Consider the following 1273-nt stretch of genomic DNA (forward strand, 5'->3'; position numbering starts at 1 on the left):
ACCGGGACGTGCAGACCCGTGGTGTGCGTCAGGTCGCCGCCGACGAGGGCGAAGACGGCGTTCGCCACGTGGGAGGGGAGTACTTCGCGCTTGAGCAGGGTGCGTTGGGCGTAGAACGCGCCCAGCTTCTCCTCGGGGACGCCGTACACGGCCGCGCGTTGTGCGCCCCAGCCGCCCGCGAAGATGCCGGAGCCTTGGACGACGCCGTCGGGGTTCACGCCGTTGACGCGGATGCCGTGCTCGCCCAATTCCGCTGCCAGGAGGCGGACCTGGTGGGCCTGGTCGGCCTTGGTCGCGGAGTAGGCGATGTTGTTCGGGCCCGCGAACACCGCGTTCTTGGACGTGATGTACACGATGTCGCCGCCCATGTTCTGGGCGATGAAGGTCCTTGCCGCTTCGCGGGAGGCGAGGAAGCTGCCTCGCGCCATGATGTTGTGCTGGAGGTCCCAGTCGGCGGTAGTGGTGTCGAGGAGCGGTTTGGAAATGCTGATCCCGGCGTTGTTGATGAGAATGTCCACGCCGCCGAAGTCCAGCGCCGCTTGCTCGAACGCCGCCTTGATCTGCTCTTCCGAGGTGACGTCGGCGGTGACGGCCGTGGCCTTGTCCCGGCCGCCGAGCTCCTGGGCTACGGCTGTGGCTGATTCCGCGTTGATGTCCGCGACTACGACGCATGCGCCCTCGGCCACGAGGCGGTGGGCGATCGCCTTGCCGATGCCGGACCCGGCGCCGGTCACCAGGGCGATGCGGGTGGCGAGGGGCTTCGGCTTGGGCATGCGCTGGAGCTTGGCTTCTTCGAGTGCCCAGTACTCGATGCGGAACTTCTCCGACTCCTCGATGGGGGAGTAGGTGGAGACCGCTTCGGCGCCGCGCATGACGTTGATCGCGTTGACGTAGAACTCGCCTGCCACGCGGGCCGTTTGCTTGTCCTTGCCGTAGCTGAACATTCCGACTCCGGGGATCAGCACGATGGCGGGATCCGCGCCGCGCATGGGCGGGGAGTCGGGAGTGGCGTGGCGTTCGTAGTAGGCCGCGTAGTCGGTGCGGTACGTGGCGTGGAGTTCCTTGAGGCGGTCGATCGTCGTGTCGAGGGGCGCGTCCGGGGGGAGGTCGAGGACCAGCGGGCGGACCTTGGTGCGGAGGAAGTGGTCCGGGCAGGAGGTGCCGAGGGCCGCCAGGCGGGGGTGTTCGGCGCGGGAGACGAAGTCCAGGACGGTGTCGCTGTCCGTGAAATGGCCCACCTGCGGACGGTCGGTGGAGGCCAGGCCGCGGATCA

At 68.2% G+C, this 1273-nt stretch carries 1 protein-coding gene; it reads right to left on the bottom strand.

Annotated elements, in window-relative coordinates; translation table 11 throughout:
* Positions 1-1273: bifunctional rhamnulose-1-phosphate aldolase/short-chain dehydrogenase (gene rhaD, locus GWI24_RS44535; protein WP_210951686.1), on the bottom strand; the 1273-nt coding region annotated here is incomplete at both ends.

This window comes from Streptomyces sp. MK37H, from assembly GCF_018035285.1.
Classification (GTDB): Bacteria; Actinomycetota; Actinomycetes; order Streptomycetales; family Streptomycetaceae; genus Streptomyces; species Streptomyces endocoffeicus.